Annotated in this window: 28 protein-coding genes and 1 pseudogene; 12 read left to right on the top strand and 17 right to left on the bottom strand. The window is 73.9% G+C overall.

Going from position 1 to position 26951, the window contains the following annotated elements; genetic code table 11:
- Nucleotides 1-7: 7 nt before the first annotated feature.
- Together FE634_RS07015 and FE634_RS07010 are read right to left on the bottom strand one after the other, a co-directional pair.
- Nucleotides 8-1006, bottom strand: coding sequence for an IS481 family transposase (locus FE634_RS07015; protein WP_148240464.1), 999 nt, complete (start codon nucleotides 1004-1006; stop codon nucleotides 8-10).
- 243 nt (nucleotides 1007-1249) lie between these two features.
- A complete protein-coding gene (locus FE634_RS07010) occupies nucleotides 1250-2674 on the bottom strand; it encodes an LCP family protein (protein ID WP_138875466.1) in 1425 nt (474 codons plus the stop codon).
- A gap of 125 nt (nucleotides 2675-2799) precedes the next feature.
- On the opposite strand from FE634_RS07010, the gene FE634_RS07005 reads away from it, so the two are divergent.
- The gene (locus FE634_RS07005; RefSeq protein ID WP_137293281.1) at nucleotides 2800-4077 is read left to right on the top strand and encodes an LCP family protein; all 1278 of its coding nucleotides are present in this window, start codon (nucleotides 2800-2802) and stop codon (nucleotides 4075-4077) included.
- Nucleotides 4078-4165: 88 nt separating this feature from the next.
- On the top strand, nucleotides 4166-5041 hold the full coding sequence (locus FE634_RS07000; protein WP_137293280.1) for a crotonase/enoyl-CoA hydratase family protein: 876 nt from the start codon (nucleotides 4166-4168) through the stop codon (nucleotides 5039-5041).
- 41 nt (nucleotides 5042-5082) lie between these two features.
- On the opposite strand, the gene FE634_RS06995 is transcribed toward FE634_RS07000, so the two are convergent.
- On the bottom strand, nucleotides 5083-5802 hold the full coding sequence (locus tag FE634_RS06995) for a sigma-70 family RNA polymerase sigma factor (protein ID WP_246060618.1): 720 nt from the start codon (nucleotides 5800-5802) through the stop codon (nucleotides 5083-5085).
- 326 nt (nucleotides 5803-6128) lie between these two features.
- Between FE634_RS06995 and FE634_RS06990 the strand changes: the two genes are divergently transcribed.
- The 7 genes from FE634_RS06990 to FE634_RS06960 all read left to right on the top strand — a co-directional run bounded on the left by FE634_RS06990 (nucleotide 6129) and on the right by FE634_RS06960 (nucleotide 11999).
- On the top strand, nucleotides 6129-6554 hold the full coding sequence (locus FE634_RS06990; protein ID WP_246060617.1) for a CoA-binding protein: 426 nt from the start codon (nucleotides 6129-6131) through the stop codon (nucleotides 6552-6554).
- Nucleotides 6551-6973, top strand: coding sequence for an alternative ribosome rescue aminoacyl-tRNA hydrolase ArfB (arfB, locus tag FE634_RS06985; protein WP_138875464.1), 423 nt, complete (start codon nucleotides 6551-6553; stop codon nucleotides 6971-6973). Before FE634_RS06990 ends, arfB begins: the two co-directional genes overlap by 4 nt.
- A gap of 78 nt (nucleotides 6974-7051) precedes the next feature.
- Complete coding sequence (locus FE634_RS06980; RefSeq protein ID WP_138875463.1) at nucleotides 7052-7744, top strand: M15 family metallopeptidase; 693 nt, start codon at nucleotides 7052-7054, stop codon at nucleotides 7742-7744.
- Nucleotides 7741-8904, top strand: coding sequence for an alanine racemase (gene alr, locus FE634_RS06975; RefSeq protein WP_137293276.1), 1164 nt, complete (start codon nucleotides 7741-7743; stop codon nucleotides 8902-8904). Before FE634_RS06980 ends, alr begins: the two co-directional genes overlap by 4 nt.
- Nucleotides 8901-9899 carry a D-alanine--D-alanine ligase family protein gene (locus FE634_RS06970; protein ID WP_262347607.1) on the top strand — a complete coding sequence of 333 codons (999 nt, stop codon included), beginning with the start codon at nucleotides 8901-8903 and terminating at the stop codon, nucleotides 9897-9899. Before alr ends, FE634_RS06970 begins: the two co-directional genes overlap by 4 nt.
- A gap of 143 nt (nucleotides 9900-10042) precedes the next feature.
- On the top strand, nucleotides 10043-11314 hold the full coding sequence (locus tag FE634_RS06965; RefSeq protein WP_138875462.1) for a sensor histidine kinase: 1272 nt from the start codon (nucleotides 10043-10045) through the stop codon (nucleotides 11312-11314).
- A 7-nt stretch (nucleotides 11315-11321) separates the two neighbouring features.
- The gene (locus FE634_RS06960) at nucleotides 11322-11999 is read left to right on the top strand and encodes a response regulator (RefSeq protein WP_138875461.1); all 678 of its coding nucleotides are present in this window, start codon (nucleotides 11322-11324) and stop codon (nucleotides 11997-11999) included.
- Between the two features lie 15 nt (nucleotides 12000-12014).
- Here the strand turns inward: FE634_RS06960 and FE634_RS06955 are convergent, their stop codons facing one another.
- From FE634_RS06955 to FE634_RS06920, 9 genes and pseudogenes are all read right to left on the bottom strand, one after another.
- Complete coding sequence (locus tag FE634_RS06955) at nucleotides 12015-13106, bottom strand: acyltransferase family protein (RefSeq protein WP_187366847.1); 1092 nt, start codon at nucleotides 13104-13106, stop codon at nucleotides 12015-12017.
- A 165-nt stretch (nucleotides 13107-13271) separates the two neighbouring features.
- Nucleotides 13272-14426, bottom strand: a complete 1155-nt coding sequence (locus FE634_RS06950; protein WP_148240462.1) for a heparan-alpha-glucosaminide N-acetyltransferase domain-containing protein — start codon at nucleotides 14424-14426, stop codon at nucleotides 13272-13274.
- Nucleotides 14404-14943, bottom strand: coding sequence for a 5-(carboxyamino)imidazole ribonucleotide mutase (purE, locus tag FE634_RS06945; protein ID WP_137293271.1), 540 nt, complete (start codon nucleotides 14941-14943; stop codon nucleotides 14404-14406). Before purE ends, FE634_RS06950 begins: the two co-directional genes overlap by 23 nt.
- Before the next feature lie 4 nt (nucleotides 14944-14947).
- A complete protein-coding gene (locus FE634_RS06940) occupies nucleotides 14948-16069 on the bottom strand; it encodes a 5-(carboxyamino)imidazole ribonucleotide synthase (protein WP_262347659.1) in 1122 nt (373 codons plus the stop codon).
- A gap of 83 nt (nucleotides 16070-16152) precedes the next feature.
- On the bottom strand, nucleotides 16153-16470 hold the full coding sequence (locus tag FE634_RS06935; RefSeq protein ID WP_137293269.1) for a winged helix-turn-helix domain-containing protein: 318 nt from the start codon (nucleotides 16468-16470) through the stop codon (nucleotides 16153-16155).
- Between the two features lie 100 nt (nucleotides 16471-16570).
- The gene (locus FE634_RS06930) at nucleotides 16571-17305 is read right to left on the bottom strand and encodes an adenylate/guanylate cyclase domain-containing protein (protein WP_262347658.1); all 735 of its coding nucleotides are present in this window, start codon (nucleotides 17303-17305) and stop codon (nucleotides 16571-16573) included.
- Nucleotides 17306-17317: 12 nt separating this feature from the next.
- Nucleotides 17318-17446, bottom strand: a pseudogene (locus FE634_RS21570) (adenylate/guanylate cyclase domain-containing protein); the annotation flags it as partial.
- A gap of 152 nt (nucleotides 17447-17598) precedes the next feature.
- Nucleotides 17599-18105, bottom strand: a complete 507-nt coding sequence (locus tag FE634_RS06925) for a PH domain-containing protein (RefSeq protein ID WP_138875457.1) — start codon at nucleotides 18103-18105, stop codon at nucleotides 17599-17601.
- 53 nt (nucleotides 18106-18158) lie between these two features.
- Nucleotides 18159-18971, bottom strand: a complete 813-nt coding sequence (locus FE634_RS06920; protein WP_246060615.1) for a biotin--[acetyl-CoA-carboxylase] ligase — start codon at nucleotides 18969-18971, stop codon at nucleotides 18159-18161.
- 120 nt (nucleotides 18972-19091) lie between these two features.
- Between FE634_RS06920 and FE634_RS06915 the strand changes: the two genes are divergently transcribed.
- From FE634_RS06915 to FE634_RS06905, 3 genes are all read left to right on the top strand, one after another.
- A complete protein-coding gene (locus FE634_RS06915) occupies nucleotides 19092-20669 on the top strand; it encodes an acyl-CoA carboxylase subunit beta (protein WP_138877096.1) in 1578 nt (525 codons plus the stop codon).
- 29 nt (nucleotides 20670-20698) lie between these two features.
- Nucleotides 20699-20890, top strand: a complete 192-nt coding sequence (locus tag FE634_RS06910) for an acyl-CoA carboxylase subunit epsilon (RefSeq protein ID WP_212721591.1) — start codon at nucleotides 20699-20701, stop codon at nucleotides 20888-20890.
- Between the two features lie 1100 nt (nucleotides 20891-21990).
- Complete coding sequence (locus tag FE634_RS06905) at nucleotides 21991-22602, top strand: Maf family protein (protein ID WP_138875456.1); 612 nt, start codon at nucleotides 21991-21993, stop codon at nucleotides 22600-22602.
- Here FE634_RS06905 and FE634_RS21915 read toward each other — a convergent pair.
- The 5 genes from FE634_RS21915 to FE634_RS06885 form a co-directional block, all read right to left on the bottom strand.
- A complete protein-coding gene (locus FE634_RS21915; RefSeq protein WP_425464712.1) occupies nucleotides 22592-22693 on the bottom strand; it encodes an MFS transporter small subunit in 102 nt (33 codons plus the stop codon). The two genes, FE634_RS06905 and FE634_RS21915, sit on opposite strands and share 11 nt — an antisense overlap.
- Nucleotides 22690-24072 carry an OFA family MFS transporter gene (locus FE634_RS06900; RefSeq protein WP_137293265.1) on the bottom strand — a complete coding sequence of 461 codons (1383 nt, stop codon included), beginning with the start codon at nucleotides 24070-24072 and terminating at the stop codon, nucleotides 22690-22692. The genes FE634_RS21915 and FE634_RS06900 overlap by 4 nt, the downstream gene beginning before the upstream one ends.
- 90 nt (nucleotides 24073-24162) lie before the next feature.
- Nucleotides 24163-24633: a GtrA family protein gene (locus tag FE634_RS06895; protein WP_167736410.1), complete on the bottom strand. Its 471-nt coding sequence runs from the start codon at nucleotides 24631-24633 to the stop codon at nucleotides 24163-24165.
- A gap of 43 nt (nucleotides 24634-24676) precedes the next feature.
- The gene (locus FE634_RS06890) at nucleotides 24677-25849 is read right to left on the bottom strand and encodes an acyl-CoA dehydrogenase family protein (protein WP_138875455.1); all 1173 of its coding nucleotides are present in this window, start codon (nucleotides 25847-25849) and stop codon (nucleotides 24677-24679) included.
- Between the two features lie 52 nt (nucleotides 25850-25901).
- Nucleotides 25902-26948 (bottom strand): DUF695 domain-containing protein, encoded by a 1047-nt coding sequence (locus FE634_RS06885; RefSeq protein WP_138875454.1) that lies wholly within the window; start codon nucleotides 26946-26948, stop codon nucleotides 25902-25904.
- Nucleotides 26949-26951 lie beyond the last annotated feature (3 nt).

The following is a 26951-nucleotide window of genomic DNA, read 5'->3' as shown; positions in this document are numbered from 1 at the left end:
GTCGGTCCTAGGTGTGATGCCCAGCCAGGTTGTCCAACCGGGTGATGGGTGGATGGCCTGCGAGGGCTGAGTGGGGCCGGTGGTGGTTGTACTGGTGGAGCCATCCTGCCAGTGCTGCTCGGCGGGTGTTCTCGGAGTTGTAGAGGCGGCGGTAGGCCCAGCCGTCGGCCAGGGTGCGGTGGAAGCGCCCGATCTTGCCGTTGGTCTGGGGACGGTAGGGCCGGGTCTTCTTCACCGCGATGTCGAGGTCGGCGCAGGTATCACGCCACAGGTGGGATCTGTAGGCGCTTCCGTTGTCGGAGAGGACTCGCTCGACGGTGACGCCGCGCTCAGCGAACCAGGTCACGGCGCGTTGCAGGACCTTCACGGCGGTCGCGGCGGTCTCGTCGTCATGGCACTCGGCGTAGGCCAGGCGGGTGTGGTCATCGATCACGGTGTGCACGAAGCAGGTCCCGACCTTGGGGTTGCCGTAGATGTTCGCGACGCCTGTGCGGTCCTTGGTCAGGATCCGGTTCTTCTTTCCCGCTGCCCGGCCCCGGTAGCGCCAGCCGCCGCCGTCGGGGATGTTGCCGAGCTTCTTGACGTCGACGTGGATCAGCTCCCCGGGGCCTTCGCGTTCGTAGCGGCGTGCGGGTTGCCCGGTGACCCGGTCGATGTGGGAGAGCCGGTTCAACCGGCACCGGGTCAGCACCGCGTGCACCGTCGAGGCCGGCATGTTGAGCTTGGCGGCGATCGGGACCGGGCCGAGGCGTTGCTTCCACCGCAGGTGGACGATCTTGCGGACCACCGGGGCCGGGGTCTTGGCGTGCTGGGTGCGCCTGGCTGAGGATCGGTCGTTCATCCCGGCCGGTCCTTCGGCGCGGTAGCGCTCAGCCCATTTGTCGGCGGTTCGCCAGGTGACGTTGAAGAACTCAGCAGCCCGTGAGGGCGGCCAACCGTCCTCCACGATCAACCTGGCCAGGCGTAGACGGTGTCGTGGAGTGAGTGCGGCGTTAGCGTGGGACATGAAGGCCTCCTTGCGGTGAAGCGGTTTCTAGACAGCTCCACTCCACCGCGGGAGGCCTTCACCTATCTACGGACTCGCCGTACCCGATCGCACAACGTGCCTGGGCATCACACCTAGGGCCGGGACTGAGCCAACCTCGGCAATTGCCGCGGATTGGGCGGTCCGGGCGGCCAGAATCGAGCCGATCTCGGCAATTGCACGGACCTGGCACCCCGACGCTGTGGTGGTGTCGCGGCCGGGGGGTCAGCAGGCGGCGCCGAGGTCCTCGGAGTCGTTGGCGGCGTAGCCCTCCTTGAGGGAGCCGACCGAGCCGCCGGTGACGCTGGTCGACTCCTTCTTCCTGCTCGGCTTCTTGGCGCCGTCGTCGGAGGTCGCGGGCGCGCGGCCCTCGGCCCGGTCGATGGCCTCGGCGACCTTGGCGTGGACGAGGTCGATGTCGGGGTCGGCGGTGGCGATCATCGGCGGCACCAGCGACAGCGTCGCGAGCTTCTGGCCCTTGGCCTTCATGGCGAGGTCGAGGAACCGGTCGACCTCGGACGACGGCAGGTTGGTCGAGACCATCTCCGAGGACGCCTTCGCGATCCGCTGGAAGTTGCGCAGCGCCGACTGGGGGCTGATCTGCTCGAGCATCGCGTTCATCACGCACTTCTGGCGCGCCATCCGCGAGTAGTCGTCCGACCCGTCGCGGGCCCGGGCGTACCAGAGGGTCTCGAAGCCGTCGAGCTTGCGCGTGCCGGGCTCGATGGTGCCGGTGACCTTGTCGCCCGGCAGCCCGATCGGGATCTCCTGCCGCACGTTGAGGGTGACGCCGCCGACGGCGTCCACGAGGTCCTTGAAGCCCTCGAGGTTGACCATCGCCCAGTAGTTGATCTTGAGGTCGGTGATGCCCTCGATCGCCATGATCGTGGCGTCCACGCCCGGGTCCTCGGCCTTGCCGAAGAGCTCGGTGTTGTCCTCGGCCCACGTGCTGACGCCGTTGAGCATGCAGCCGTCGCAGTCGAAGCCGTCGGGGAACTGCTCGTCCATCACCGAGCCCTCGCGGAACGGGAAGTGCGACATGTTGCGGGGCAGCCCGATCAGCACGGTCTTGCCGGTCTCGGCGTCCACCGAGGCCACGGTCATCGAGTCGGGGCGCAGGCCCCAGCGGCCGGCGCCGGCGTCCCCGCCCATGATCAGGACGTTGTAGCGGCCGTGGTGGGCGCCGGACGCCTCGCCGTCGCCGAACGTGGCGTTCATGAAGTCGCGCTGGACGCCGACCAGGTGCGCCCCGACGAGCAGGGTCCCGGCGACGGAGAAGCAGAGCAGCCCGTTGACGCCCACCGCCATCCGGCGGTGCGTCATCGAGTACGACAGGGGCTCGCCGATGCGCCAGGCGTCGATGAACAGCGCCGCCCAGCCGACGGCCGCGGCGGTGAGCACCAGGTAGATCCAGAACAGGGCCGGGGGGCTGGTGGCCACCCAGTAGGCGAACGGGCGGTGCACGAGGGCGAGCAGGCCGCCCAGCACCGCGGTGACGAGCAGACCGGCGGCACTGCAGAAGGCGATCAGCCCGACGCGCCGGTTGCCGGCGATCAGCTGGGCGGAACCGGGTGCGACGAGGGTCATGGCCATCAGGGACAGCGCACGACGGAACCGCACCTGGGCGGCTCGCTCCGAAACGGGCGACATGGGAACAATCTTTCTGCTGGGGAAGGAAGCAGAACGGAACGCCAGTATCACCAGTCACACCGGTCACAGGGCTCACGGCACGCCGACAAGGGTCGATGCACCCGGGACGGGTACGGTCTTGCCCCATGACCGACCGCCCCGGGAACGGTGGCCCCCAGGACGGGCCGGAGTTCGGCTGGCTCTACGGAGGCAACCGCAACCCCGACCGACCTCCCGGGCAGCCCGCCGACGAGCCGCCGCCCGAGGCCACCCGGATGATGCCGGTCCAGCAGCGTCCCGAGCCCACGGCCGCGCGGCCGACCACGCCGCGCCCGGTGCAGCCCGCCCCCACGCCGTACGACGCCCCGCCGCAGCAGCCCCTGACACCCGCCGGCCCACCCGTCCCGCCGGGTCCCGGCGAGCCGAGCCGTCGCGGCGGCGGCGGTGGCTTCTGGGCCCGCCGCGTGCGCCGGCCCCGCTTCTGGATCCGCACCGTGCTCGTGCTGCTCCTGCTGTGGCTGGTCTACACCGTCGCCGTGCCCTTCGTGACCTGGCGCAGCGCCGACCAGGTCGCCTTCGAGCCCGACGGTGACCGCCCCGCCGAGCAGGACGGGACGACCTACCTGCTCGTCGGCAGCGACTCCCGCGCCGGGCTGAGCGCCGAGGAGCGCAAGGAGCTCAGCACCGGCAACCCGAAGTCCGAGCTCACCGACACGATCATGCTGCTGCACACCGGCGACGGCCCCAGCGTGCTGCTGTCGGTGCCGCGCGACTCGATCGTCGACATGCCCGGCTACGGGCAGGGCAAGATCAACTCCGCCTACTCGCGCGGCGGGCCCGAGCTGCTCGTGCAGACCCTCGAGAACGAGACCGGCATCCGGATCGACAAGTACGTCGAGATCGGCCTCGGCGGCGTCGCGGACGTCGTCGACGCGGTCGGCGGCATCGAGGTCTGCCCGAAGGAACGGATCCAGGACCCGCTGGCCGGCCTGAAGATCTCGAAGGGCTGCCAGGAGGTCGACGGCGCGACGGCGCTGGCCTACTCGCGCTCCCGCAAGCAGTCGACCCTCGGCGACCTGGCCCGCGTCGAGCGCCAGCGCGAGGTCATCGGCGCGATCGGCGACAAGGTGCTCTCGCCGTGGTCGGTCGCCAACCCGGTCCGCTGGTGGAAGCTCAACCGCGCCGTCCCGACGTTCTTCGGCTTCGGCGAGGGCACCAGCTCCATCGACGCCGGCCGCTGGGCCCTGGCGATGACCAAGACCGGCACCGGCGACAACCTCACCTGCACCATGCCGGTCACCAGTCCGTCGGCCGAGACCTGGGACCGCGACCGCGCCGACCCGCTCTTCCAGGCGATCATCGACGACAGCACCGGCGACATCACCAAGGCCCAGTGCACCCCGAACGGCATCCCCCGCCCGTAGCCGCCGACGTCGGCCGGCCCCGTCGGGTCGGCGCGCGGACCCCACCCCGCCGCCCCGCGGCGGGGAGCCGGCCGCCAGGATGACGGGCATGGCCTACGAGACCCTGCGCTGGGAGGTCGACGCGGACGGCGTCGCCCTGCTCACGCTGCACCGACCCGACGCCCTCAACGCCTTCGACCTGACCATGGCGCGCGAGCTGCTCCAGGTCTTCACCACCGACGCCCGCGACGACGCCGTCCGGGCCGTGGTGGTCACCGGTGAGGGTCGCGCCTTCTGCGCCGGGATGGACCTGTCGGCCGAGGGCAACGTGTTCGGGCTCGACGAGACCCAGGACCCGACGCCGGAGTCGATCCGCGAGCGCTTCGACGACCCCGTCTACGTCGACGGGGTCCGCGACACCGGTGGCAAGGTGACGCTCGCGATCCACGCGCTGCCGAAGCCGGTGATTGCGGCGATCAACGGCGCCGCGGTCGGCATCGGCGCGACCATGACGCTCGCCATGGACCTCCGCCTGGCCTCCACCAAGGCCCGGATCGGGTTCGTGTTCGGGCGCCTCGGCATCGTGCCGGAGGCTGCGTCGAGCTGGTTCCTGCCGCGGATCGTCGGGGTGCAGCAGGCGCTGGAGTGGGTCTACTCGGCCGAGATCCTCACCGCCGAGGCCGCCCTGGCCGGCCGGCTGGTCCGCTCGGTGCACGAGCCCGACGAGCTGCTGCCGACCGCGCTCGGGCTGGCCCGCTCGTTCGTCGTCGACCGCTCCCCCACCGCCCTGGCGCTGGCCAAGCAGCTGGTCTACCGCAACTCCGCGGCCGCCGACCCGCTCGAGGCGCACCTGTCCGACTCGCTGGCGATGTGGCATGCCGCGGTGGGCGACGGCAAGGAGGGTGTGGCGGCGTTCCTGGCGAAGCGGCCGCCGGAGTTCACCGGGCGCGCCTCCGACCTGCCCCGGATCTTCCCCGAGGCCTGACCTGCCGGCCTCCGACCGCCGGCCTCCGACCGCTGCTCCAGTCAGGCCGCCAGGTCCCTCCGCAGTCGCCGGAGGATGCCGGAGAGCAGCCGGGAGACCTGCTCCTGGCTGACGCTGAGCTCGAGCCCGATCTGGGCCTGGGTGCGGTGCTCGAAGAAGCGCAGCTCGAGGATCAGCCGCTCCCGGTCCGAGAGCTCGGCCATGAGCGGCTGCAGCGCGAGCCTGGCCTCGGCCGTCGCGAAGGCCGGGTCGACACCGCCGAGCCGGTCGAGCGGGCTGGTCGCCTGCTCGCCGTCGGGGCGGGGCGCGTCGAGCGACTGCGGGCTGAAGCAGCCGGTGGCCGCCAGCGCGTCGACGACGAGCTCGACCGTGACGTCGAGGTGCTCGGCGACCTCGTGCGGGCGGGGTGCGCGCCCGAGCCGCTGGGTGAGCTCGGCATCGGCCCGGGTCACCCGCGCCTGCACCTCCTGCACCGAGCGGGGTGGCCGGATCGTCCACCCGGCGTCGCGGAAGTAGCGCTGGATCTCACCGCGCAGCGTCGGGACGGCGTAGCTGAGGAACTCGTGCCCGACGGCCGGGTCGAAACCGCGGACCGCCTTCACCAGGCCCAGGTAGGCCACCTGGTCGATGTCCTCGGCCGGGACCCCGCGGCCGTGGTAGCGACGGGCGACGTCGGTGGCGACGACCATGTTGAGGCGGATGACCTCGTCCTCGTAGCCGGCGCGGGCATCCCCGCGGCTGGCGCGGGCGCGTGACAGCAACCTGGCCGTCTCCAATCGACGTGTGGCTTCATTCATCGTGCGACTCGACCCCATGTGCGAGCTACCTTCCGGAGGTTGTCCATCGGGCCCCCCAGTGCCATTGCATGCTGACACCAGTTTCGTGTGACCCACAACACCCGTGCCGGCATCAGTTTGACATGTGTCCAGCGATTTCGGGCGGATTGCGGCACACCGCCGCATCGACGCCCCCGGGCGAGGAGGAGCCGCCGAGCGGGGGGATCTCGGCGGCTCCTCGCCACCGCCGTACCCCGTGCTGGCGACGTCATGCGGGACGGGTCCGGGAGCGGGGTCGGTACCGTGACGGTGTGGCGAACCCCGACTGGCAGGACCCCGGTGCCGTGCGCTTCATGCTCGACGACTGCGAGACGTGGGCGGTCGTGGGGCTCACCCCCAACCCCGCCCGGACGGCGTACTCGATCGCCGCGCTGCTGCAGGAGCGCGGCAAGCGGGTGGTGCCGATCAACCCCGACGGCGCCGAGGTGCTCGGCGAGCAGGGGTACCGCACCCTGGCCGAGGTCCCCTTCGGCATCGACGTCGTCGACGTGTTCCGTCGCTCGGAGGCGGCCGGCGAGTTCGCCGACCAGGCCGTCGCGGTCGGGGCGCGCGCGGTGTGGTTCCAGCTCGGGGTCGTCGACGAGGCGGCCCACGCCCGCACGACCGCGGCCGGCGTCCCGATGGTGATGGACACCTGCCCCGCGATCGAGTGGCGCCGGCGCGGCGACGCGCCGTGACCGCTCCGGGCGCGGACCTGCGGGTCGGGCCCGGCGTCACGATCCCCGCCGGTGAGCTCGTCGAGCGGTTCAGCCGGTCCTCCGGTCCGGGCGGGCAGTCGGTCAACACCACCGACAGCCGTGTCGAGCTCGAGTACGACGTGCTCGGCTCCACCGCCCTCACCGACGCCCAGCGCGCCCGCGTCGTGGGCCGGGTGGGCTCGCCGGTGGTGGTCGTCGCCTCCGAGCACCGCTCCCAGCACCGCAACCGGGTGGCGGCGCGCGAGCGGCTCGTCGACCGGCTCCGCACCGCGCTGGCCGCGCCCGCCCCGACCCGGAGACCCACCAAGCCGACCAAGGGCTCGCAGCGGCGCCGGCTGGAGGCCAAGAAGCAGCGCGGGCGGACCAAGTCGATGCGCGGGCGGGTCGAGGGCGACTGAGCCGCCCGGTACCGCAGGTCGGCGCACCGGTACCTCAGGTGGAGGGCGCCGCCGCCGCGGCTTCCTAGCGTTCCCCCCATGACCCGCGCCACGACCTCCCCCGCTCCCCCGCCGCGCCGCGCCGCGAGCGACGCCGCCGGGAGCAGCACGACGATCCTGCTCTCCGACCCCCGCGTCGGCGCCGTGCCGGTCCACGACACCGGCGAGCCGCTGGTGCGGCTGCCCGAGGCGCTCTCCCCGGTCCGGGCGCTGGTGCGGGCCGGGCTCGCCGGGCGGCTCACCGCCGCGGCGGCCGCCCTGCCGGCCGGCGTCGGCCTGAAGGTCGTCGAGGGCCACCGCACCGTGGCCGAGCAGCGCGCGATCATCGCCACCTACGCCGCCGACCTCTGCGCCCGGCACCCCGGCATCTCGGCCACCGACCTGCACGTGCTCACCAGCCGCTTCGTGGCACCGGTCGACGTGGCACCGCACGTGGCCGGCGCCGCGGTCGACGTCACCCTCGTCGACGCCTGCGGCGACGAGCTCGACCTCGGGACGCCGATCGACGCGACCCCCGAGCAGAGCGAGGGCCGCTGCTACCTCGACGCCGACGGCATCGGGGCCGACGCCCGTGCCCACCGTGACCTGCTCGCCCTGGTCCTGCGGGGCGCCGGGCTGGTGAACTACCCGACCGAGTGGTGGCACTGGTCCTACGGCGACCGCTACTGGGCGCTGCTCACCGGGGCGCCGCACGCCCTGCACGGCCCGGTCGAGATCGCGGTCGCGGCATGAGCCAGCCCGCGACCGACCACCGCGGCGCGACGCCGCCGACGGCACCGCGACCGGCCGTGCGGTCCGTCCCGGCCATCCGTTCCACCGGGGCCCGGCTGCACGTCGACCTCGACGCCGTCGCGGCCAACACCGCCCTCCTCGCGGCACGGACCCCCGGCGCGCTGATGGCCGTCGTCAAGGCCGACGGCTTCGGCCACGGCGCCGCCGCGGTGGCCCGGACGGCGCTCGCGCACGGCGCCTCCTGGCTCGGGGTCACCAGCCTCGACGAGGCGCTCGCCCTGCGCGCGGACGGCGTCCGGGCGCCGGTGCTGAGCTGGTTGAACCCGGTCGGCGCCGACTTCACCGCCGCGATCGGCCACCAGGTCGACGTCGCCGTCCCCAGCGCGGCGCACCTCGCGGCCGTGACCCGCGCCGGCGTCGGCGCCCGGGTGCACCTGCACCTCGACACCGGGATGGCGCGCGACGGCGCCGCCCCGTCCGACTGGGCCGCCCTGTGCCGCGCCGCCCGCCGCGCCGAGCGGGCCGGGCAGGTGCGGGTCGTCGGGGTGATGGGGCACCTCGGCTGCGCCGACGTCCCCGAGGACCCGGCCAACGCCGCCGCCCGGACCGTCTTCGCGTGGGGCCTGGGTGAGGCCCGCGCCGCCGGCCTGCGACCGCCGCTGCGCCACCTCGCCGCAACCGCGGCCACCCTCACCGACCCCGCCGCGCTGCACACGATGAGCCGCGTCGGCGCCGGTCTGGTCGGCATCGACCCCAGCGGCAGCACCCGCCTCTCCCCCGCCCTGACCCTCACCGCGCCGGTGGTCGGGGTCCGCCGGGTCGCCGCCGGCACCGCCGTCGGCTACGGCCACGCGTGGGCGGCCGGCCGGGCCACGACGCTGGCGCTGCTGCCGCTCGGGTACGCCGACGGGCTGCCCCGGGTGGCGTCCGGGCGCGCCGAGGTGGCCCTGCGCGGGCGCCGGCACCCGGTCGTCGGCCGGATCTCGATGGACCAGGTCGTCGTCGACGTCGGCGACGAGGCCGTGCAGCCGGGCGACGTCGCCACCGTCTTCGGGCCCGGGAGCGCCGGCGAGCCCACCGTCTCCGAGTGGGCGGGCTGGGCCGGCACCATCGAGCACGAGATCGTCACGGGCATCGGCGCCCGGGTGGCGCGGTCGTGAGCGCCCCCACCGTGGGCGCCGGCCGGATCCGCGTCGCCGTCATCGGCGGCGGGGCCAGCTGCGAGCACGACGTCTCGCTCGCCTCGGCGGCCTCGGTCGCCGACCACCTCGACACCGCGGCCTACGACGTCGTCCGGCTCACCATCGACCCGCACGGCACCTGGCTCGACCGCGAGGGGCGCCCGGTCGGGCTCACCGGCGCCGCGTGCCTGCTGCGCCGGTGCGACGTGGTGCTGCCCGTCGTGCACGGCCCGCACGGCGAGGACGGCACCCTGGCCGCGCTCTGCGACCTCGCCGGGGTGCCCTACGTCGGCTCCGGCGTGCGCGCCGGGGCGCTGGCGATGGACAAGTGGACGACCAAGCTCGTCGCCAACGCCGTCGGGGTGGCCACGGCCCCCGGTGTGCTCCTCACGCCGGCGACCCGCGCCGGCCACCGCTGGACCCACCCCGTCGTGGTCAAGCCGGTCGCCGCGGGGTCCAGCCACGGCGTCACGCTCGTCGACGAGCCGGCGGGCCTCGACGACGCGCTCGCCGCGGCCTTCGCCCTCGACGACCGGGTCCTGGTCGAGGACCTCGTGGTGGGCCGGGAGGTCGACGTCGCCGTGCTCAGCCGGCCCGACGGCTCGCGGGTGGTCTCGCCCGCGCTGGAGATCGTCGTCGACGGGCTGTTCGGCTTCGAGGAGAAGTACGGCGGCCACGCCGACTTCCGGCTGCCGGCCGCGATCTCCGAGACCGAGCGCAAGAGCCTCAAGGACGCCGCCGTCGCCGTCTACGACGCGCTCGGCTGTGCCGGCGTGGCCCGCGTCGACTTCTTCCTCCCCGACCAGGTGGCCCCGGGGTCGACGGCCGGGCCGGTGCTCAACGAGGTCAACACGATGCCCGGCTTCACCGCCCGGTCCCAGGTGCCGCGGATGTTCGCCGCCGCCGGGCTGCCCTACGCCGACCTGCTCGACCTGCTCGTCCGCGACGCGCTGGCGCCGGGCCGGCCCGGGTGAGCGCCGGGTGAGCCCAGCCGCGCCCCGGCCGCGCCCCGGTCCCGCCCCGGGTGTGGAGCCGGTGGTCGGCGCCGGTGGTCGGCGCCGGCGTGGTTCGATGGCCCGGTCATGAGCCCGCCCACCCACCCACCCGAGGCGGGGGCATGGACGACCGGGTGAGGCGGTGGGCGCCGACGATCGCCCTCGGCGTGCTCGTCCTGGCGCTCGGCCTGGCCGAGGCGGTCTCGACGCCCTACGTCTACAGCACCCACGGACGGGGTGCCCTGGCGCTCGTGGCCGTCGCGACCGCGGGCGCGGTGGCGGCGAGCCGCCGCTTCCCGGGGCCGGCGCTCGCGCTGGCCTGGCTGATACTGCTGCTGCAGCTGGCCAGCGACACCCAGCTGATGCTGGTGCAGTCGGCCTTCGTGGTCGTCGCCTTCGCCTCGGCCCGCTGGGGCCACCCGCTCACCGTGGCCGCCAGCGCCCTGTCGGTGCCGGGGGCGGCGTCCTGCCTGGTGCTCCTGGTCGCCACCCAGGACTACCTGCCGCTGCTCGACGTCGTCGGCTACCAGGCCCTGCTCGACACGGCCTCGCGCTTCGGCGACTCCTGGCGCATCGGCGCCGTGGTCATCGTGGTCGGCCTGCTCGGCCTGCCCTGGCTGGCCGGTATCGCGATGCGGTTCAGCGACCGGGCCCGCGCCTCGCAGGTCTCGCAGGCCCGGGCCGAGGAGGAGGCCGCGCGCGCGGTCCGCGAGTCGGGGCAGGCCCTCGAGATCGCCCGGCTGCGCGACGAGCAGGCCCGGCTGGCCCGCGACGTGCACGACGTGGTGGGCCACTCCCTCGCCGTCATCCTGGCCCAGGCGGAGTCGGCGCAGTACCTGCCCGACGACGACCCCGCCCGGCTCAAGCAGACGATGGCGACCATCGCGACGTCCGCGCGCTCCTCGCTGCAGGAGGTGCGCGCGGTGCTCACGCCCGACTCCGTCGCCGGCGCCGCACCGCGCCCGCTCGACACCCTGGTCGAGGGCGTGCGGGCCGGCGGCCACGAGGTCGTCTCGCGCGAGCTGGGCACGCCGCAGCCGCTGCCGCCCGAGCTGGAGGTCGTCGCCTACCGCGTGCTGCAGGAGATGCTGACGAACGCCGTGAAGCACGGCAGCCGCGACGAGCCGGTCTTCGTGGAGCGGCACTGGCCCGACGGCACCAACGCCCGCGACCTGCGCATCGAGGTCCGCAACGCCGTCCTCGCCGCGCCGCCCGAGGGGACCGGCGAGGTCGACGACACCGGTCGTGGCCTCGACGGCATGCGCCAGCGGCTCGAGGCGGTCGGCGGCCGGCTCGACGTCCGCCGCCGCGACGAGGACGCCGTCGTCACGTTCACCGTGACCGCCTGGCTGCCCGTGAGCCGGCTCCGAGACGGCGCGGGCGCCCCGGGATGATGGGGCCGTGACCGACATCCGGGTGCTCCTCGTCGACGACCAGGACCTGTTCCGCGAGGGCGTGCGGGTCATCGTCGACGCCCAGGACGGCATGGGCGTCGTCGGCACCGCCGGTGACGGGTTCGAGGCCGTCCGGCTCGTCGACGAGCTCGTCCCCGACGTCGTCCTGATGGACGTCCGGATGCCCGAGATGGACGGCGTCGAGGCGACCCGCCAGATCTTCGCTCCCGACCGGGTCGCCCGCCGCGCGGCGACCGGGGCGCGGCCGGTGCGGGTGGTCGTGCTGACGACGTTCAACCTCGACGACCGGGCCGCGACCGCGATCCGGCACGGCGCCAGCGGCTTCCTGCTCAAGGACACCACGCCGCCGATGCTGGCCGACGCCATCCGCACCGTCCACGCCGGCAACGCCGTGCTGGCCCCCGGCGACCTGACCTCGCTGCTGGCGGGCAGCTTCACGCCGCCGACGCCGACCCCCGCGGCGTACCTGGACCTCACCGACAAGGAGCGGGAGGTCTTCGCCGCCGTGGCGCGCGGGCTCTCGAACGCCGAGGTGGGCGGCCTGGTCTTCGCCTCCGAGTCGACGGTGAAGACCCACGTCGGGGCGATCCTGCGCAAGCTCGGCCTGCGCGACCGGGTCCAGATCGTCGTCTACGCCCACGAGCACGGCCTCGTCGGTCGCTGAGCGTCCCGGGGCTGTTCAGGTGGCCCGCGCCGGCGCCGCCCGCCCCGACCACGGCGCGGTGAACAGCCACCACGCCCCGAGCGCCCCCGCCAGCCGGTGCAGGGCGAGGCAGGCCACGACCACCACGGCGCTGACGAGCACCGGGTAGAGCACGGCGAGCGGCAGCGACCGCGCGACCGGGCCGGCCACGAGGTCGGCCGCGGCCAGGTGCACCAGCGCCACGAGCGGCAGGTGCAGCACGTAGACCGGCAGGGTGCGCCGGCCGAGCGCGGCCAGGGCCGGCCCGGCCGAGGAGCGGGCCAGCACGCCGGCGGCGGCGACGCCGGCGAGGATGCCGAGCAGGCCGAGCACCGGCCGGACGCCGACCCAGGCGTCGGCGTCCAGCGCCTGCCAGAGCCCGGCCGCCCCGGCGAACACCGCGCCCACCGCCAGCACCACCCGCGGGCGCGCGCGGGCGAGCCGGCCCACGGCGGGGAGGCGGGCCGCCGGTCGCCCGGCCCGGACGCCGAGCAGGAACCAGACCAGGTTGACCAGCAGACCGGCCCGGTTCCCCGGGGTGGGCACCAGTCCGGCGCTCGCCACGGCGCTGAGCACGAGGGCGCCGGCCAGCGCCCAGTGCGGGACGGACCGGGTCGCGCGGGCCACGGCGACGTAGAGGGCGAGGGCCAGGAGGTACCAGAGGTTGCCCGGCGTCACGCTCAGCTGCACGAGGAGCGCGCGGGGACCGTCGGCGATCGCGGTGTCGAAGCCGGGCGTGGCCTGCAGGACGACGGTGTGGACCAGCGTCCAGAGCACGAAGAGGTACACCAGCGGGGCCACCCGGCGCCGCCACACCTCCGGCCACGGCCGCTGCACCTGCCGGGCCGCGAAGAGCCCGGAGATCAGGAAGAACAGCGGCATCCGCACGGGCAGCAGGAGCTCCGAGGCCCGGCCCCAGGCACCGGTGACCGGCACCCCGACGTCCCACGGGAGGACGAGGTAGTCCTTGCGCGTCACGTGCCACAGCACGACGAGCACGATGCAGACCCCCTTGGCGACGTCGGCCCACTGCTCGCGGGCCGGGCGCGGGTCAGGTCGTGGGACGGGCGGCAGCGAGGTCTCGGGCACCCGAGGATCGTCGCGGCCCGGGGGTGCGGCCCGGATCGTCCGCAGGTACCGGGGCACCGCCCGCTGGTACGACGTCGCGGCGGCGCCACCGGCGGGCGGGCCCGGCCGTCGCCGGTGCCGGGCTCACGGTGCCGGGTTCACGGTCCCGGGCTCACGGTGCCGACGTCATCCGCGACCGGTGGTGCCGCCGGCCCGCCGCGAGGCGAGCGCGACGACCCGCTCGAGTGGTCCCGAGCGGTCGAGGGCGGCGTACAGCGCGCCGACCCACGCCAGCACCAGCACGTGCCAGACGAGGCTGTCCGGCTCCTCGGCCGGCCAGACGGCGTCGGTGCGCATGACGACGTGCAGGCTGTAGAGCGTCAGCGTCATCGTCCCGGCCCCGCACAGCACCTGCACCGCCCGCTCCCCCGGCCCGGCCACGGCCGAGACCGCGGCGACCAGCAGCAGGCACAGACCGACCACGACCGCGGCGCTGCCGCCGGTCTGGAGGAGGTCGAACGGCGTCGTCGAGTGCGGCGCGACGACGAGGAGCCAGCGCCAGCCGTCGTCGGTCGGGGTCTGGCCGCACATGCCGGTGGCGACGCGGTCGAGCTCGGCGGCGCCGAACCGGTCGCGGGTCAGCAGGCCCGAGAGGAGGGTCGCGCCCACCGCGACCGCGAGCCCGACCCCCACCAGCCGCGCGGCGACGCGGGCCGACCCGAGGTCGAGGCGGCCCAGCGCGAGGCCGAGGAGCAGGTAGGCCAGCCACGGCACGGCCGGGTAGTAGCCGGTGAGCAGCAGCTCGGACAGCAGGCGCCCGGGCTCGGCGAGCTGGTCGAGGGCCGGGCTGGCGGTGCCGCGGTCCGGCAGGCCGGGACGCACCAGGTGGCTGACGACGGGGGCGAGGACCGCCCAGCCGACGGCCAGCACCAGCAGCGGCCGAGCCCGCAGCCCGAGGAACGGCAGGGCCAGCACGAAGAGGACCGCGTAGTAGGTGAGGATCACCGCGAGCCCGGTGTCGAGCTCGCCGAGCAGCAGTCCGACCAGGCCCACCAGCACCGCCCGGACGACGACCGCCCGGGTGGCCCGGAGCCGCCGGCGGCCCGCGAACGGCGTCCGCCGGCCGGTGACGAGCGCCAGCGAGACCCCGGCGAGCACCGCGAACAGCGCCGAGGCGCGGCCGCCGGCCAGCCACTGCGACGCGGCCACGTCACCGGCGGGGGTGCGCGCGTCCAGGACGTGGGTGGCCACCATGCCGAGCAGCGCCACGCAGCGGGCGACGTCGATCCCGACGAGCCGCGCGCCGGGGTGCGTGGGGCTAGAAGCCGAGGCGCCGGCCACCGCTCTCCCCGCGCACGGCCGCACCCTTCTCCTGCGCCGAGCGCTTCAGGTCGGCCTGGAAGGCCACCATCCGCTCGCGCAGGGCCGGGTCGGACGTCGCGAGGATCCGGACGGCGAGCAGCCCGGCGTTGCGCGCGCCGCCGACGGCGACGGTCGCGACCGGCACGCCGGCGGGCATCTGCACGATCGAGAGCAGCGAGTCGAGACCGTCGAGGTTGCTCAGCGGCACGGGGACGCCGATCACGGGCAGCGGGGTGACCGAGGCGAGCATGCCGGGCAGGTGCGCGGCGCCGCCGGCGCCGGCGATGATCACCGACAGTCCGCGGGCCGCGGCCTCCTTGCCGTAGGCCAGCATCTCCTCGGGCATCCGGTGGGCCGAGACCACGTCGGCCTCGTGGGCGACGTCGAACTCCTCCAGCGCGAGCGCGGCGAGCTTCATCACCGGCCAGTCGGAGTCGGACCCCATCACGATCCCGACGCGGGGACCCCCGGTCGGCGCGCTGGTCTGCTGGCTCATCTGCTCACTCGCTCTCGTTGCCCAGGTCGCCCCGGAACCAGGCGGCGGCGTGCCGCGCCCGCTCCAGGCAGTCGTCGAGGTCGTCGCCGTAGGCGTTGACGTGGCCGACCTTGCGCCCGGGGCGCAGGTCCTTGCCGTAGAGGTGCACGCGCAGCCGCGGGTCGCGGGCCATCGCGTGCGGGTAGCCGTCGTAGAGGCGCCCCGGCTGCCCGGCGCCCTCGGGCCCCTCGGGTGCGCCGAGGATGTTGACCATCACCGTCCACCGCTCGCGCGGCGCGGGCGAGCCGAGCGGCAGGTCGAGCACCGCGCGCAGGTGGTTCTCGAACTGCGAGGTCACCGCCCCGTCCTGGGTCCAGTGGCCGGTGTTGTGCGGCCGCATCGCCAGCTCGTTGACCAGGATCCGCCCGTCGGCGGTCTCGAACAGCTCCACCGCGAGGACGCCGGTGACGTCGAGCTCGCCGGCCACCCGCAGCGCCACCTCCTGGGCGTGCGTGGCCAGCGCGGGGTCGAGCCCGGGCGCCGGGGCGACCACCTCGTGGCAGACGCCGTCGCGCTGCACCGACTCCACGACGGGGTAGGCGGCCGCCTGGCCGCTCGGCGCGCGGACGACGAGCGCGGACAGCTCGCGGCGGAAGTCGACGAGCTCCTCGGCGAGCAGCCGCACGCCGTTGGCCTCGGCGGTCGCGAGCGGACCGGGGACGTCGTCGGCCGAGCGGACCACCCAGACGCCCTTGCCGTCGTAGCCGCCGCGGGTGGTCTTGAGCACGCACGGGAAGCCGAACGCCTCGACGTCGGCGACCGAGGCGACGATCGCGTGGCGCGGGCAGGGCACGCCGAGCGCGCCGAGGCGCTCGCGCATGACGCCCTTGTCCTGGGCGTGCACGAGGGCGTCGGGCCCGGGCCGCACGGCGACGCCGTCGCCGGCGAGGGCCCGCAGGTGGGCGGTGGGCACGTGCTCGTGGTCGAAGGTCACCACCGCGGCGCCGGCGGTCACCGACCGGAGGTCGGCCAGGTCGGTGTGGTCGCCGACCTGCTGGTCGACGATCACCTGGGCAGCGGAGACCCCGGGGGCCTCGGCGAGCAGGCGCAGCGGGATGCCGAGCGCGGCGGCGGGCTCGGCCATCATCCGGGCCAGCTGACCGCCGCCGATGACCGCGACGAGAGGAGCGGACCCAGGCACCCCCCAACCCTAGGGGCTCCGGGCCCCGGTCACTCCGCCGGGACGGGCGCCTCGGTCTCGAACCGCAGCCCCCGACCGCGGACCGTGGTGATCAGGTGCGGGTGGCGGCTGTCGTCACCGAGCTTGCGGCGCAGCCAGCCGAGGTGCACGTCGATGGTCTTCGACGACGTCCAGAACGTCGTCTGCCACACGTCGCGCATCAGCTCCTCGCGCGTGACGACCTGGCCCGCGCGCGAGATCAGCGCGAGCAGGAGGTCGAACTCCTTGCGCGAGAGGGTCACGGGCTCGCCCTGCAGCCAGACCCCGCGCACCTCGGGATCCACGCGGACCCCTTGGAACTCGTGCACCCGACCACGGTAGGAAGGCCGGGAGCCCGCGACACCGGTTGGCCCGGTATTTCACCAATTGTTCTAGACCACCTGCTCCGACCGGTGCCGGCTCCCGCGGTCAGTGCCGGCGGACGGCGACCGGCTCCACGAGCCCGAAGCCGCGCACCGGCCGGGCCGGCAGCCGCCGGGTCTCGAACTGGTCGGGCGGCAGCAGCGAGGCCATCGCGGCGTCGACGATGATCCGGTTGCGCCGGGCCACCGCGGTCAGCCGGGCCGCCATGTTGACCGGCGGGCCGAACACGTCGCCGAGCCGCATCACCACGCCCCCGGTGGCCAGGCCGAGCCGGACGTCGGGCATCCGGCTGTCGCGACCGATCACGTTGATGATGCCCTCGGCGGTGTCGTAGGCCCGGATCGGGTCGTCGTTGACGAAGAGCACCGAGTCGCCGATGCTCTTGATCACCCGGCCGCGCTGGCCGGCGACGACGTCGGCGCAGCGTGACTCGAACAGCTCGACGAGGTCGCCGATCCGCTGCCGCGACAGGTCGTTGCTCAGCGCGGTGAAGCTGACGATGTCGGCGAAACCGACGGTCAGCTCGGTGGTGTTCAGGTCGTCGTCGGGGTCGAGGGCCATGATCCGCGAGACCGCCGCGGCGAGGTGGCGTCGCCAGACGTAGACCATGAGCGCCTCGAAGCCGTCGCTGAGGTCGTCCAGCATCCGCAGCGCGGTGTCGACGCGGTCACCGGGCGCCGGGCCGGCGTGGTGCATCTCGTCGACCCGGTGGGTCAGCGCCCCGACCTCCCAGTCCGCGAGCCGGGCCATCGTCTGGCCGAGGGCCCGGGTGATGGCCACCGCCAGGTCGAAGTCGAGCAGGCCGGACTCGATCGAGGTGCCCAGGGCGCGCAGGGCACCGGCGTCCGAGGCGGTGTAGACGGCGTTGCCGTCGGCCTCGGGGAAGCCGAGGGCCCGCCACAGCCGGCGCGCCTGGTCCAGCGAGATGCCCGACTCGGCCGCGACGTCGGCGGCGGAGTAGATCGGGTCCTCCCGCAGGATCGCGCGGACGATCTGGCCGGGGTCGCTCCAGGTGCGCTCGGCCGACGTCGCCGCCGCTGCGGGACGGTCGTCGGGCCGGTCCGGGGTGCTGATCAGTGCCCCTCGTGGGTCCGGGTCTCGCCGCCGTGGAGACCGTGCAGCAGGTGGTTGAGCCGCCGCTGCGTGTCCTCGACCCGCGGGATGTCGTAGATCAGCACCTGACCGTTGGTGCTGGCGTCGCTGATGACCAGCGTGCCGCAGCCGAGCATCCGGTCGATCAGGTCGCGCTCGTAGGCGACGTCGCTGATCCGGCCCAGCGGGATGTCGTGGCCGCGGCGGGTGATCACGCCGTGGCGGGTGATCAGGCGGCGGTTGGTGATCGTGTACGACGCGGTGAGCCACTCCAGGAACGGCCACACCACGCGCCACACCGCGAGCAGCGCGAGGACGACCCACACCACCAGCGTGACGGTGCCCTGGTCGACGAAGGTCTGGGCGAGGACGCCGAGGGCGAGCAGCACCACCAGGGTCGCCAGCGGCAGCAGCAGCGCCTTGGCGTGGGTGCGGGTGCTGACGACGATCTCTTCACCCGGGTTGAGCAGCTTGGAGGAGATGACCACGCACGGATCATTGCACTTCTCCGTCCGGGGTGGAGGGAGGTGCGGGGCCGCGGTCAGGCGGTCCGCACGTGCACGACGTCGCCGGCCGCGACCGGCGTGCGCACGCCGTCGTGCTCGACGACGAGCTGCCCGGTCGGGTCGATCTCGACCGCGCGCCCCTCGAGGACGGAGCCGTCGGGGAGGTCGACGCGGACGTCGCGTCCGACCGTGACGCAGGCGGCGGCGTAGGAGTCGCGCAGCCGCATGCCGTTGAGGTCACCCCCGAGCTCCCAGGCGTCGACGGCCTCGCGGATCGCGTTGAGCACCTCGACGAGGACGTCGGTGCGGTCGACGGGGCGGCCGAGCTCGATCTCGAGCGAGGTCGCCGTCGGGACGGGCAGCTCGTCGGCGCGGAGGCCCACGTTGATGCCGACGCCGACGATCGCGGCCGGGCCGGTCGGCGTCTCGAGGCGCTCCACGAGGATGCCGGCGACCTTCTTCTCGCCCACCAGGACGTCGTTGGGCCACTTCACCCCGGCCTCGAGACCGTGGGACTTCAGGGCCTTGTCGACGGCGTAGCCGGTGAGCAGCGGGAGCCAGGGCCACGAGCGGGTCGGGGCGTCGGGCCGCAGCAGCACCGAGAAGGTGACCGCCGTCCCGGGCGGCGTCTCCCAGGTGCGGTCGAGGCGGCCGCGCCCGGCGCTCTGGTGGTCGGCGACGATCACGAGACCGTCGGGCGCCCCCTCCTGCGCACGCTCGGCGGCGACGGCGTTCGAGGACTCGAGGACGTCGACGACCTCGACGGTGAGGTCGGGCATCAGCTCCGGGTGCTCGCTCGTCAGGCGGGCCTTGTCGAGTGGTGGGCGCTCGGTCGAGTCCGTGGTCACGGGGTCTAGCCTGTCGTACCGATCCGCCAAGTCCAAGCAGCCCGCCAGACGGGTGAGGTGAGGAGAGCCGTGAGCGCACAGCCGGGAGAGGGCACCGACGTCCCCGACGCCGGGTCGGGAATCGACCTCCACACCACGGCGGGCAAGCTCGCCGACCTCGAGCGGCGCCTCGACGAGGCCGTGCACGCCGGCTCGGAGAAGGCGATCGAGAAGCAGCACGCGAAGGGCCGCCAGACCGCCCGGGAGCGGATCGCGGCGCTCTTCGACGAGGGCTCCTTCGTCGAGCTCGACGAGCTGGCGCGGCACCGCTCCACGGCGTTCGGGCTCGAGAAGAACCGCCCCTACGGCGACGGCGTGGTCACCGGCTACGGCACCATCGACGGGCGCCAGGTCTGCGTGTTCAGCCAGGACTTCACCGTCTTCGGCGGCTCGCTCGGCGAGGTCTACGGCGAGAAGATCACCAAGGTCATGGACCTGGCCATCAAGACCGGCTGCCCGATCATCGGCATCAACGAGGGCGCCGGCGCCCGCATCCAGGAGGGCGTCGTCTCGCTCGGCCTCTACGGCGAGATCTTCCGGCGCAACGTGCACGCCTCCGGCGTCATCCCCCAGATCAGCCTGATCATGGGCAACTGCGCCGGCGGCCACGTCTACTCCCCCGCGGTCACCGACTTCACGATCATGGTCGACAAGACCTCGGCGATGTTCATCACCGGCCCCGACGTCATCAAGACCGTCACCGGCGAGGACGTCTCGATGGAGGACCTCGGCGGCGCGCGGGCCCACAACACCAAGTCGGGCAACGCCCACTACATGGGTGCCGACGAGGCCGACGCGCTGGAGTACACCAAGGCGCTGCTGTCCTACCTGCCGCAGAACAACCTCGACGAGGTGCCCCGGTTCGACGAGCCGGCCGACCCCGAGATCACCGACCTCGACCGCACCCTCGACACCCTCATCCCCGACGGGTCCAACCAGCCCTACGACATGCACGACGTCATCACCGGCGTCGTCGACGACGGCGAGTTCCTCGAGGTCCAGGAGCTCTTCGCGCCCAACATCGTCGTCGGCTTCGGTCGCGTCGAGGGCAGCTCGGTCGGTGTCGTGGCCAACCAGCCGCTGCAGTTCGCCGGCTGCCTCGACATCGACGCCTCCGAGAAGGCCGCGCGGTTCGTGCGGTTCTGCGACGCCTTCAACATCCCGGTGCTGACCTTCGTCGACGTGCCCGGCTTCCTGCCCGGCACCGACCAGGAGTGGAACGGCATCATCCGCCGCGGCGCGAAGCTCATCTACGCCTACGCCGAGGCCACCGTCCCGCTGATCACCGTGATCACCCGCAAGGCCTACGGCGGCGCCTACGACGTGATGGGCTCCAAGCACCTCGGCGCCGACGTCAACGTGGCCTGGCCGACCGCCCAGATCGCCGTCATGGGCGCCCAGGGCGCCGCCAACATCGTGCACCGCAAGACCCTGGCGAAGATCGAGCAGGACGGCGGTGACGTCGAGGCCAAGCGCGCGGAGCTGATCGACGAGTACGAGACCACGCTCGCCAACCCCTACATCGCGGCCGAGCGCGGCTACGTCGACGCCGTCATCCACCCCCACGAGACGCGCCTCGAGGTCGTCCGCGCGCTGCGCCTGCTGCGCTCCAAGCGGGAGACCCTGCCGGCCAAGAAGCACGGGAACATCCCGTTGTGAGCGGCGCCAGCGAAGCGTCCACCCCACCGGTGTTCCGCATCGTCAACCCCGACGCGACGCCGGAGGAGGTCGCGGCCCTCGTCGCGGTCCTCAGCGCGCTCGGTGGCGGCGAGGCGCCCGCCCCGCGCCGTCGTCCCGCGTGGGGCAGCCCGCACCGCCAGGTGCGCCGCACCCTGCCCCACGGCCCCGGCGGGTGGCGCACCAGCACCCTCCCGCACTGACCTCCCCCACCGGTCGACCCGGAGGACCCTCCGGAGATTCCCGGCCCCTCCGCTGGTCGAGCCGAGTCGAGACCGGCCTCCGCTGGTCGAGCCGGCGAGCGTCAGCGAGCCGAGTCGAGACCACCCCGGCAGCCCGGAGGTCTCGACTCGCGGTGACTCCGTCCCCGCGGCTCGACCACCGAAGGACCCTCCCGCGAACCCCCGGCACCCCGCTGGTCGAGCCGGCGAGCGTCAGCGAGCCGAGTCGAGACCACCCGGGCAGCCCGGAGGTCTCGACTCGCGGTGACTCCGTCCCCGCGGCTCGACCACCGGAGGACCCTCCCGCGAACCCCCGGCACCCCGCTGGTCGAGCCGGCGAGCGTCAGCGAGCCGAGTCGAGACCACCCCGGCAGCCCGGAGGTCTCGACTCGCGGTGACTCCGTCCCCGCGGCTCGACCACCGGAGGACCCTCCGCAGAACCCGGCCTATCCGCCGGACGAGCCGAGTCGAGACCGGCCTCCGCTGGTCGAGCCGGCGAGCGCCAGCGAGCCGAGTCGAGACCACTCGCCAGCCCGGAGGTCTCGACTCGCGGTGACTCCGTCCCCGCGGCTCGACCACCGGAGGACCCTCCGCAGAACCCGGCCCATCCGCCGGACGAGCCGAGTCGAGACCGGCCTCCGCGGGTCGAGCCGGCGAGCGCCAGCGAGCCGAGTCGAGACCACCCCGGCCACCCCGAGGTCTCGACTCGCGGTGACTCCGTCCCCGCGGCTCGACCACCGGAGGACCCGGCCTATCCCTCGGACGAGCGGAGTCGAGAAACCGGAGAACCCTCCCGCGAACCCCCGGCACCCCGCTGGTCGAGCCGGCGAGCGCCAGCGAGACGAGTCGAGACCACTCGCCAGCCCGGAGGTCTCGACTCACGGTGACTCCGTCCCCGCGGCTCGACCACCGAAGGACCCCTCCGGAGAACCCGGCCTATCCGCCAGCGAGCCGAGTCGAGACCACCCGGCCACCCGGAGGTCTCGACTCGCGGTGACTCCGTCCCCGCGGCTCGACCACCGGAGGACGCGCTGGTCGAGCCGAGTCGAGACCGCCGCCGGCGTCGATCTAGGGTCGCCACCATGCCGCAGCTGGTCCTCGCCTCCGCCTCCCCCGCCCGCCTCGCCACCCTGCGCTCGGCGGGGATCGAGCCGACCGTCGTCGTGTCCGGCATCGACGAGTCGCAGCTGGTCGACCTCGACCCGGGCGAGCTCGCCCTCGGGCTGGCCCGGCTCAAGTGCGACGCCGTCGCCGGGCGCGCCGACGTCGCGGCCCTGACCGGCGGCGCGCTGGTGCTCGGCTGCGACTCGGTGCTCGACCTCGACGGCGAGGCGCTCGGCAAGCCCGGTGACGCCGCCACCGCGACGGCGCGGTGGCGCGCGATGCGCGGACGCTCGGGGGTGCTGCGGACCGGACACGTCCTGCGCGACACCGCGACCGGGCGCTCGACCGGGGCCACGGCGTCGACGACCGTGCACTTCGCCGAGGTCACCGACGAGGAGGTCGCCGCCTACGTCGCGACCGGCGAGCCGCTCCAGGTGGCCGGGGCCTTCACCCTCGACGGCCTCGGCGGCGCCTTCGTGACCGGCATCGAGGGCGACCCGCACAACGTCGTCGGCGTCTCGCTGCCCCTCCTGCGCACCCTGGTCGCCGACCTCGGGCACCGCTGGACCGACCTCTGGGTCAGCCGCTGAACAGGCTGGACGCCTTGCGGATGGTCTCCACCACGCCGTAGGCCAGCGGGATGCCGACCAGCGCCCAGGCGACCGCGATGCGCGCTCTCATGCCTTGCTCCCCTCGTGGGACGTCTCGTGGAACCTCTCCGCCACCGGGCGGACGAGCAGGTTGGCCACCAGGCCGACGGCGAGCAGCCCCACCATGGTGAGCAGCGCCGGGCGGTAGGCGTCGGCGGTGAGCGCTCCCGGCTCGCCCTGGGCGTCCAGGAACCGGTTGACGATGAACGGCCCGGCCACGCCCGCCGCCGACCACGCCGTCAGCAGCCGGCCGTGGATGGCGCCGACCTGGAAGGTGCCGAACAGGTCGCGCAGGTAGGCCGGGATCGTCGCGAACCCGCCGCCGTAGAAGGTCAGGATGACCGCGGCCAGGAAGACGAACAGTGCCGTGGACGACGACCCGACGGTCGCGAGGAGGGCGTAGAGGACCAGCCCCACCCCGAGGTAGAGCAGGTAGATGGGCTTGCGACCCACGACGTCGGAGGTCGAGGACCACACGAACCGGCCCGACATGTTCGCGATCGACAGCAGGCCGACGAACCCGCCGGCCGCCGCGGCGCTCACGCTCGACGTCCCGCCCTCGCGGAAGAAGTCCTGGATCATCGGCGCCGCCTGCTCGAGGATCCCGATGCCGGCGGTGACGTTGCAGAACAGCACCACCCACAGCAGCCAGAACTGCGGCGTGCGGATCGCGTTGTCGGCCGAGACGTTGGCCGTGGTGACGAGCTTCTTGCTCCGCACCTCCGAGGGGTCCCAGCCCTCCGGCACCCAGTCGTCGGCCGGGACCCGCACCGTGAACGCGCCGAAGGACATGAAGACGAGGTAGAGGGCGGCGAGTGTCACGAAGAGCAGCGCGACGGCGTGGCCGTCGGCGACCGAGGTCGGGTCGGTGGCGTCGTAGTCGGAGTCGTAGAGGCCCATCAGGCGACCGCTCAGCGGGCTCGCGATCAGCGCGCCACCCCCGAAGCCCATGATCGCCATCCCGGTGGCCAGGCCCGGCCGGTCGGGGAACCACTTGATCAGCGTCGAGACCGGCGAGATGTAGCCGATGCCGAGGCCGATGCCGCCGATCACCCCGTAGCCGAGGAAGACCAGCCACAGCCACCCGAGCGTGATCCCGAGCGCGGCGACCAGGAACCCGGTGACCCAGAACGCCGCCGAGGCCGCCATCGCGGCGCGGGGGCCGTTGCGGTCGACCCACGTGCCGCCGAACCCGGCGGCCAGGCCGAGCATGACGATGGCGAGGGAGAAGATGAACCCGATCGTGGTCAGGCTGCTGTCGAAGTGGGCCACCAGCGCGTTCTTGTAGACGCTGGTGGCGTAGACCTGTCCGATGCACAGGTGCACGGCCAGGGCGGCCGGCGGGATGAGCCACCGGCTGTAGCCGGGGCCGGCGACGATGCGGTCGCGCGCCAGGAACGACGGGAGCACTGGTCCTCCTAGTGGTGGGCGCGACACACGCTCACACCCGCTGCCGGGCGGTGCCTCACCCCGCGGGGTCCCCCGAGCCGGTCGCCGGGGTCAGCGGGTGGCGACGGCGTCGGGCGTCGACTCGGCCGGGAGCGGGAAGACGAACCGCTTGAACAGCAGGAACCGGGCCCCGAAGGCCAGCACCAGCCCGATGCCGTTCGCGGACAGGTTGTCGGCCAGCGCGCTGTCGAGGCCGAGGACCTCGCGGCTGAGGTAGAGGCAGCCGACCGGCAGCACCATCGCGGCCAGGTTGATGACCACGTACGCCGTCAGGCCGCCGTCGGCCTGGCGCGGGGGTCGGTGCGGGAAGACCCAGCCGCGCGAGCCGTGGAAGCTGATGACCATGCCGACGCAGTTGGCCAGCACGTAGGCCGGGATGGCCTGGTCCTCCAGCAGCGCGTCGCCGACGAACATCCCGTGCAGCAGCACGTTGAACAGCACGAACGAGACCCAGGTGGCCGCCTGGGCGACGACGAAGAACCGCGCGACCTCACCGAGACGGCGTCTCCAGGGGTCGGTCACACCGACCATGGTAGGAGACGGGAACCGGGGTTCCGCGCAGGCGTCACTCGACCGGCAGGCCGAGTCCGCGCGCGATCAGCATCCGCTGCACCTCCGAGGTGCCCTCACCGATCTCGAGCACCTTCGCGTCGCGGTAGAAGCGGGCGACGGGGTACTCCTCCATGAAGCCGTAGCCGCCGAAGACCTGGGTGGCGATCCGGGTGCCGGTGACCGCGGACTCGGTCGAGTAGACCTTGGCGACCGCGGCGGCCTGCTTGAACTGCCGGTAGGGCGCTCCGGCGTCCTTGAGGGCGGCCGCCTTGTAGGTGAGCAGCCGGGAGGCCTGCAGCATCACCTCGAGGTCGGCGATCTGGAAGGCGACACCCTGCTTGCGACCGATCGGGCCGCCGAAGGTCTGCCGCTCGCCGGCGTACTGGACGACCATGTCGAGGCAGGCCTGGAGGCAGCCGACGCTGAGCGCGGAGATGGCCACGCGGCCGTCGTCGAGGGTGGCGAGGAACTGGGCGTAGCCGCGGCCGCGCTCGCCGAGCAGCGCGTCGGCCGGGACGTGGCAGTCGTCGAAGCTGAGCGGGTGGGTGTCCGAGGCGTGCCAGCCGAGCTTGTCGTAGGCCTTCTCGGCGACGAAGCCGGGCGTGCCGCTCGGCACCGTGATGGCGCTGATCTCCGGGCGGCCGTCGTCGCGGGTGCCGGTGCGGGCGGTGACGGTGACCAGGCTGGTGATGTCGGAGCCGGAGTTGGTGATGAACTGCTTGGCGCCGTTGACGACCCACTCGTCGCCGACCAGCTCGGCCCGGGTGGCGGTGGCGCCGGCGTCGGAGCCGGCACCGGGCTCGGTGAGGCCGAAGCCGGCCAGCGCGTCGCCGGCCACGAGGGCGGGCAGCCAGCGCTCCTTCTGCTCGGCGGTGCCGTAGGTGAGGATCGGGTTGATGCCCAGGCCGACGCCCGCCTGGAGCGTGATGCCCATCGACTGGTCGACCCGGCCGAGCTCCTCGATCGCCACGCACAGGCTGGTGAAGTCGCCGTCGTCGCCGGCGCCGCCGAACTCCTCGGGGGCGGTCAGGCCGAAGAGCCCGAGCCGGCCCATCTTCTGCACCACGTCGACCGGGAAGTGGTGGTCGCGGTCCCACCGCGCCGCGTGCGGCGCGATCTCGGCCTCCGCGAACTCGCGGACGCTGCGTCGGAACTCTTCGTGCTCACGGGTCAGCTCGAACGTCATGCCTGCGATCGTAGCCCGATTGGTTAGCGCTTGTTAACCGGCACGGGTCGGCTCAGGTGCGCAGGTGCCGCACGGCGTGCCAGGCCGGGTCGGGCTGGGCGGCGACGGTGACCCGACCCTGGTCCCAGCCGGTGACCGCGGCCTGCAGGACGGCGGCGGCGGGCGTGGTCGAGTCGGCGTAGAAGTGCAGGGTCCGGGTGCCGGAGGAGGTCTCGTGGGCGACCAGCCGCGCGGAGTCGCCGAGCCGCTCGCCGAGGTGGTCCTCGAGCGCGCGCAGCGACTCCAGGGTGCCGGGGTCGGGCAGCCCCTGCTCGGTCGCGCGCCGGTAGGGCACCGCGACGGCGACGTGGGTGTCGAGCTGCGGGGCCCAGCTGCCGGCGAGCGGCACCTGGGCGGCGGCCATGATCGGCGCGCCGTCGACCTCGCCGCGCAGCAGCACCCAGACCGGCGTCCCGTGCTCGTCGACGGAGTCGTCCCGGACCTCTGCGACCACCTCGCGCAGCGCCGCCAGCAGGGTGGCCCCGACCGGTGGCGCCAGGGCGACCTCGACCGCGCCGACCCACGTCTCGCAGTCGTTCTCCCCCAGGGTCGCGTCGAGGGCGAGGAAGGCGACGGTGTTGCGCGCCTGCTCGGGCAGGGAGGCCATCGCCGGGTGGTGCACGACGACGTCGACGTGGTTGCCCACCCGCTCGGCCACCACCCGGACGGCGGCGAAGTCGACCTCCGTCTCGCCGACCTTGAGCACCATCGCGTCGACGTCGACCTCGGCCTGCCGCGCGTCGGCGTACTCCCAGGTGGCCGAGGGTGCGGGCGCGGCCCGCAGCCACCGCCGCGCGACGGCGCGGGCCCCGGCGTCACCCTCCGACGTCACGACCAGCACGTGGCGCGCCTCCCGGCCGGGGCCGAGCTCCCAGACCAGGCGGGGGTCGACGGCGTGGACGCGCGCGTTGATCTCGTCGGTGACGGCCTCGAAGGACCGGCTCTCGATGGCCGCCTCGCAGGCGCCCGCGCCCTCCTCGGCCCACCACGACCAGAACTCGGTCGGGTCGCCGGAGCCGGGATCGGGTTCGGGGACCTGCTGCGCGCCGGAGGAAGTCACGCA

This window comes from Nocardioides sp. S-1144 (assembly GCF_005954645.2).
In the GTDB taxonomy this organism is placed as follows: Bacteria; Actinomycetota; Actinomycetes; order Propionibacteriales; family Nocardioidaceae; genus Nocardioides; species Nocardioides dongxiaopingii.
Note: the sequence above shows the minus strand (reverse complement) of the source record. Positions and strands in the feature narration are given on the sequence as shown.